Origin of the sequence: Chromobacterium aquaticum (genome assembly GCF_021129195.1) — a bacterium.
Classification (GTDB): domain Bacteria; phylum Pseudomonadota; class Gammaproteobacteria; order Burkholderiales; family Chromobacteriaceae; genus Chromobacterium; species Chromobacterium aquaticum.
Window position 1 is genome coordinate 1 of the sequence record NZ_JAJOHW010000208.1, and the last position, 6,638, is coordinate 6,638.

The 6,638-nt window shown below is 64.8% G+C and carries 7 protein-coding genes; all 7 read left to right on the forward strand.

Annotated features, from left to right (window positions below; all coding sequences use genetic code 11):
- Positions 1–92: 92 nt before the first annotated feature.
- Positions 93–326: an ATP-binding protein gene (locus LQT98_RS22870; RefSeq protein WP_456237137.1), complete on the forward strand. Its 234-nt coding sequence runs from the start codon at positions 93–95 to the stop codon at positions 324–326.
- A gap of 26 nt (positions 327–352) precedes the next feature.
- Complete coding sequence (locus tag LQT98_RS22875) at positions 353–781, forward strand: chemotaxis protein CheW (protein WP_231465457.1); 429 nt, start codon at positions 353–355, stop codon at positions 779–781.
- Between the two features lie 26 nt (positions 782–807).
- Positions 808–2,469: a methyl-accepting chemotaxis protein gene (locus LQT98_RS22880; RefSeq protein ID WP_231465460.1), complete on the forward strand. Its 1,662-nt coding sequence runs from the start codon at positions 808–810 to the stop codon at positions 2,467–2,469.
- Positions 2,470–2,480: 11 nt separating this feature from the next.
- Positions 2,481–3,020 (forward strand): chemotaxis protein CheW, encoded by a 540-nt coding sequence (locus tag LQT98_RS22885; RefSeq protein ID WP_048411580.1) that lies wholly within the window; start codon positions 2,481–2,483, stop codon positions 3,018–3,020.
- The gene (locus LQT98_RS22890; protein ID WP_231465461.1) at positions 3,021–3,902 is read left to right on the forward strand and encodes a CheR family methyltransferase; all 882 of its coding nucleotides are present in this window, start codon (positions 3,021–3,023) and stop codon (positions 3,900–3,902) included.
- A complete protein-coding gene (locus LQT98_RS22895) occupies positions 3,877–4,947 on the forward strand; it encodes a protein-glutamate methylesterase/protein-glutamine glutaminase (RefSeq protein WP_231465463.1) in 1,071 nt (356 codons plus the stop codon). The genes LQT98_RS22890 and LQT98_RS22895 overlap by 26 nt, the downstream gene beginning before the upstream one ends.
- A gap of 454 nt (positions 4,948–5,401) precedes the next feature.
- Positions 5,402–6,638, forward strand: a 1,237-nt coding sequence (locus LQT98_RS22900) for a methyl-accepting chemotaxis protein (protein ID WP_231465465.1), incomplete at its 3' end; no start/stop codon positions are given.

Consider the following 6,638-nt stretch of genomic DNA (forward strand, 5'->3'; position numbering starts at 1 on the left):
GCTTTCCGCGCATGGTGCGCGAGGTGTCGCGCCAGTTGGGCAAGTCGATACAGCTGACGGTGCGCGGCGCGGATACCGAGATAGACAAATCCATGGTGGAGCGTTTGACCGATCCCTTGCTGCACCTGGTGCGCAACGCGGTGGATCATGGCCTGGAACCGGCGGAAGAGCGGCGCGCCGCCGGCAAGCCGGAAACCGGGCAACTGACGCTGAATGCCTTCCACGACGCCGGCTCGGTGGTGGTGGAAATCGAGGATGACGGCCGCGGCATAGACCGCGACAAGGTGCTGGCCAAGGCGCTGCAGCGCGGCCTNNGCTGCCGCTGACGCTGGCCATCATCGACGGTTTCCGGGTGGAGGTGCATGAGTCGTCGCTGGTGATGCCGCTGGAGATGATGATCGAGTGCGTGGACATGCCGCAGGCGGCGATGGAGCGGCAGACGCGCCAGGTCAATGTGCGCGGCGATTGGCTGCCCTTTGTTTCGCTGCGCGAGTTGTTCGGCCTGCCGCCGGCGGCCGGGCCGGAGTTCGTGGTGATCGTGCATTACGGCGACAAGCGCGCCGGCATCGTGGTGGACAGGCTGATGGGCGAGGTGCAGGCGGTGATCAAGCCGCTGGGTGACATCTTCCGCTCGCTGCGCGGCATCAGCGGTTCCACCATTCTGGGCAACGGCAAGCCGGCCTTGGTGCTGGATGTTCCGCAATTGATCCACCACGCCTGCCGCCGCGAGCGGCGGCGGATTCGTCAGGCCAGCGAAACGCCGGCGAGCGACATGATCTAGCGCGGCTAGCGCGCCAGGAGACAGCCATGCAGTGGTTTCACAATGCGCAGGTCAAGACCAAGCTGGTCATTTCCTTCTCCCTGGTGCTGGCGTTCTTGCTGGCGCTGGGCTTTGTCAGCTATTCCGCCACCGAGCGCATGAGCACGGTGATGGTGAACCTGTTCGACAACCAACTGACGCCGATCAAGGATATCGGCAACGCGGCGCGCAGCGCGATGGCCAGCAATCGCTCCTTGTATCGCTATATCGCGGAAACCGACACCAAGACCATGGATGAGGTGGACGCCGAGATTGCGGGTTTCGACAAGAGCATGACCGCCAGCCTGGATGCCTATCGCAAAACCGATCTGACCCCGCCGGAGGTGGACGCGCTGCGCCGTTTCGACGCCGCCTGGGCCAATTACCAGTCCTATGTCAACGAGGTGAAGAAGCTGTCCTACTCCGACCGCGGCGACGGCGAGAACAACAAGCTCGCCTTGAAGCTGATGGCGGACAAGGGCTGGCCGGCGTTCCAGGTGGTGGACAGCGTGCTGACCGAGCTGGTCATTCTTAACGCCAAGCTGGCCGACAGCTCCTTGGCGGAAACCAAGGTGATCAGCGGCGACGCGCTGCGTTTGCTGGTGGCCATCGTGGTGGTGGCGGTGCTGCTGAGCGTGGCTTTGGGCGTGATGGTGGCGCGCAGCCTGCTCAAGCAGCTGGGCGGCGATCCGTCCTACACCGTGCAGGTGGTGGGACGGGTGGCGGCCGGGGATTTGTCGGTGCCGGTGAAATTGCACCCGGATGACACTTCCAGCCTGTTGTATTCGATCAAGGCGATGGCGCATCGCTTGTCCGAAACCCTGTCCGAGGTCAGCGCGATGTCGGAGGCGATAGGCTCGGCGTCCGAGGAGGTATCGTCCACCGCCAATTCCCTGGCGCAGACCTCGTCCGAGCTGTCGTCCAGCATCGAGCAGACCAGCGCCTCGGTGGAGGAGATGGCGGCGACGGTGACGCAGAACACCGACAATGCGCGCGTGACCGAGGGCATCGCGTCCAAATCCGCCTCCAGCGCCACCCAGGGCGGGGCGGCGGTGGGCGATATGGTGCACGCGATGAAGGAGATCGCCTCGCGCATCACGGTGATCAACGATATCGCCAACAAGACCGATTTGCTGGCGATCAACGCGGCGATAGAGGCGGCGCGCGCCGGCGAGCACGGCAAGGGCTTCGCCACGGTGGCGGTGGAGGTGAGGAAGCTGGCGGAGCGCTCGCAGGTGGCGGCCAAGGAGATTGGCGATCTGGCCAGCCGTTCGGTGGGCGTGGCGGAAAAGGCCGGCCTCTTGTTGCAGGAGATGTTGCCGGGCATAGACCAGACCGCCAGCCTGGTGCAGGAGATTTCCGCCGCCTCGCGCGAGCAGCGCAGCGGCATCGATCAGATCAATAGCGCGGTGACCCAGATCAGCAACGGCATGCAGTCGTCGGCCACCTCGGCGGAAGAGCTGAGTTCCACCTCCGAGGAGTTGAGTTCGGCGGCGATGCAGCTGCAGGAGCTGATGCAGCAGTTCAAGCTGCGCAATGCCCGCGGCGCCCGCCGCGGCCGGCAGTTGCACATCGGCCATTTGCACGCGGCCAAGCCCGCCGCGCCGCCGCCGGACGACGATGACGATTTCGACCTGACGGTGGACGAGGACAAGTTCTCCAAGTATTGAAGGGGCCGGCGATGAAACACAGCGAGCAAGAGGCCGCCGAGAGCGGCGAGCAGACATTCCACTGCGTGACCTTCATCCTCGGCGAGGATTTGTTCGGCATCCAGATCGGCTTCATCCGCGAGATCGTCGAATTCGAAGGCATCACCGAGGTGCCGATGATGCCGGCCTTCGTGCGCGGCATCATCAATCTGCGCGGCGCGGTGGTGCCGGTGGTGGATTTGTCGGTGCGCTTCGGCCGCGGCCGGACCGCGCTGCGGGCGTCCACCTGCGTGGCCATCCTGTCCCTGCCCGGCCTGGAGGGCGGCTACACCGATATCGGCATCCTGCTGGATTCGGTGTGCGAGGTGCTGGAAATCCCGCTGAAGGAGATCGATCCCTCGCCCAGCTTCGGCTCCAATATCCGCAGCGACTTCATCCAGGGCATCGCCACCATCAAGCAGCGCTTCGCCATTCTGCTGGACGTGCGCCAAGCGCTGTCGGTGACCGAGCTCAGCGCGATGGCGGAGGCGGTGACGCAGCAGTTTCTCAGCGACGATATCGAGGCCTTGTAAGTGTTCCACCTGGAAGAGCCCTTGCCGGCCCCGCCGATGCTGAGCGACGGCGAGTTCGCCCAGCTGCGGCGCTTCATCCATCAGGCCGCCGGCATCGCCATGTCGCCGGGCAAGCGCTCGCTGATCCAGTCGCGGCTGGCCAAGCGGCTTAGACAACTGCGGCTGAACAGCTATGCCGCGTATTGGCGGATGATTGCCGACCCGGCCAACGCGCTGGAGCGGCAGTACGCGATCAATCTGCTGTCCACCAATGAAACCTATTTTTTCCGCGAGCCGGAACACTTCGCCTGGCTGCGGCAGTTGGCGGCGCGGCGGCAGGGCGGCGGCGAGCTGCGGCTGTGGTCGGCGGCGTGCTCCACCGGCGAGGAGGCCTACACCATCGCGATGATATTGGCGGAAACACTGGGCCTGCAGGGGCTGTGGCGGGTGTACGCCACCGACATCAATACCCGGGTGACCGCTTTCGCCCGGCGCGCGGTCTATCCGCAGGCCAAGGCGAGCCGGACGCCGCCGGATCTATGGCGGCGTTATTTGCTGCGCGGACGCGCCGAATACGCCGGCATGGTCAAGGTGGCGCCGGAGCTGGCGCGCAAGGTGAGTTTTTCCAATCTGAACCTGCTGCACGCCGCGCATTTTCAGCACAGCCGCTTCGATGTGATCTTTCTGCGCAATATGCTGATCTATTTCGACGAGGCCACCAAGCTGCGGGTATTGCTGGCGTTGTGCGACAAGTTGCGCGAGGGCGGGCATCTGATCATCGGGCATTCGGAATCGATACGCCACCTGGAGCTGCCGCTGACTCAGGAGGCGCCGTCGCGTTATCGGCTGGACTCGCGTTTTGCGGATGGAAGAATCGATGAGCATCGCCGTTCTGATTGTTGACGACTCCGCGGTGGCGCGCGAGATGTTGGGCCAGATGCTGGCCACCGCGCCGGACATCAAGGTGCTGGCGGCGTCGCCGGACCCCTTGTACGCGATGAAGCGGATGAAGCTGCGCTGGCCGGACGTGATCATCCTGGACCTGGCGATGCCGCGGATGGACGGGCTGACCTTTTTGCGCCAGGTGATGGCGGAGCGGCCGACGCCGGTGATCATCTGTTCCGCGCTGACCACCGAGGGCGCGGCGGTGTCGCTGGAGGCGATGAGCGCCGGCGCGGTGTCGGTGCTGCTCAAGCCGCTGCTCAACGCCAGGACCCAGTTCCACGACAATGCCAAGCGACTGGTGGACGAGGTGCGCGCGGCGGCGCGCGTCAAGGTGGAGGCGCTGAAGCCGGTGGCGGCGTCCTGCTATCCGGCGCCCAGGCTGGATGCCGACGCCATTCTGGCGCCGCCGCCGGAGTTGAAAAAGCCGGCGCCCGGCAGCGAACGCATCATCGCGGTGGGCGCGTCCACCGGCGGCACCCAGGCGCTGGAATTCCTGGTGCAGCGCTTGCCGCCATATGGGCCCGGCATGGTGGTGGTGCAGCATATGCCGGAAGGCTTCACCGCCATTTTCGCCGGGCGGCTGAACCAGCTGGCCCAGGTGGAGGTGAGGGAGGCGCGCGATGGCGACGTGGTCAGCGCCGGCACGGTGCTGATCGCGCCGGGCGGGCGGCATTTGCTGGTGCAGCGCCGGCAGAAGCGTTACTTCGTCGAGATCAAGGGCGGCCCGCCGGTGTCGCGGCATCGGCCTTCGGTGGACGTGCTGTTCCGCTCGGTGGCGGTCAGCGCCGGCAGCAGCGGGGTGGGCCTGATTCTCACCGGCATGGGCGACGACGGCGCGCGCGGCATGCGCGAGATGCACGATGCCGGCGCGCGCACGCTGGCGCAGGATGAAAGCTCCTGCGTGGTGTTCGGCATGCCGCAGGCGGCCATCGCTCGCGGCGGGGTGGGCGAGGTGATGTCGCTGGAACAGATGGCGTGGATGTTGCAAGGTTTGCGCGCCTGAGAATCAGGCGCCAAGAACCTGTCCGCGGCCTTGATGGGCGCGCCGGCTCAAGCATACAGATGACTTAGGTGTTTTTACTTAACACTGGTCAATGCCCGCGCTTATCTTTAAAAAATCCTTTAAAAACAAAGGCAGGGCAGCTCGCTTTAGCTGGAGAGAAAGCGATTATGCACTTGCTATGTGCAAACTACCAAAGTCACCCGCAACGCTTTGCCAGTGATTGGCGTTATCATCGCTTTCCATATTCAGCGCCTGCCGCGCCGGGACGCCCGTTTCGGCGCGCCGCCTGTCTATCCATCCCCGCCAGCGCCGCGTGACACCGCGGCGTCGCCATCGTCACTTGTCGATTTCTGCCTGATCCATTGCTTGGACCTGCGGCGCCGCCGCGCGGGCCGACTTGCCGCCAGCGGCGGGGACTTGTTTTTGGTAATGAATGTCGAGGGAATGCATCCGTATGAGTGTCTTGAACAAGGACTGGGGCTTGCGGGCCAAGTTATCCGCCGCTTTTACTCTGGTGAGCCTGTTGATCGTGGCGGTTTATTCGGTCTACGCCTACCGCAGCACCGTGGACTCCGAAATGAAGGGCGTGGATCAGACCTTGCTGACCGCCGCCTACGCCGCGCGCCAGATGGTGGGCGAAAACTTCCACGATCAGCTGCCGGACAGCAATCCCAACAGCCAGGTGACCACCAAGCAGCTGACCGACTTTACCCGCGACAGCGGCCTGGCTTACGCCTATTCCACCATTCAGCGCGGTGGCCGCATTCTCTATACCAGTTCGTCCGCCAGCCCCAGCGAGGTGAAGTCCGGCCAGTATCAGCAATGGTTCCTGGCCGAGTACAAGGACGTGCCGGCCGGCCTGGCCGCGGCCTTCAATAGCGGCAGCGTCCAGTACGAGGAGTACCAGGGCGAGTTCGGCCTGTTCCGCTCGGTGTTCGTGCCCTTCACCTCGGCCAGCGGCATGCGCTACGTGGTGGGGGTGGACACCTCGCTGCAGAAGGTGGAAGCGCTGCGCATGCAAGTGCTGTGGCAGAGCGGCGCGGTGGGCCTGGGCCTGCTGCTGATGTCGCAACTGGTGGCGCTGCTGCTGGCCAATCGCATGGTGCAGCCGGTGAATGAGCTGAACGTGGCCTTGCAGCAATTGGCCGGCGGCGACTGGAACCTGGTGCGCAGCATGCCGGTGCGCAGCCGCGATGAGGTGGGCCGCATCGCGTCCTCCTTCAATACCTTCATGGCGGCGCTGCGCCAGCGCTTGCTGGAAATCCGCGGCGAATCCGACGCGGTGCAGAGCGAATCGCAGCATATCGATCAACTGGTGGGCGGCGTGGCCGCGCGTTCCAGCCAGCAGGCCGAGGATGTGCGCGGCAGCGCGGCGGCGGTGGAAGAGTTGGCGGTGAGCATCGCCCATGTCTCGGAAATCGCCGAGGACGCGGCCAATCTGATGTCTTCGTTCGAAGGCCAGACCCAGACCACGGTGCAATACATCCAGAACGCGGTGAGCGGCATGCAGACGGTGCAGCAGGAAGTGACGCAGCTGGCTGGCAAGCTGGACCAACTGGACGCGCGCACCAATGAGATCAATATGATCGTGGCGGTGATCAAGGACATCGCCGATCAGACCAATCTGCTGGCGCTGAACGCGGCGATCGAAGCGGCGCGCGCCGGCGAGCAGGGCCGCGGCTTCGCGGTGG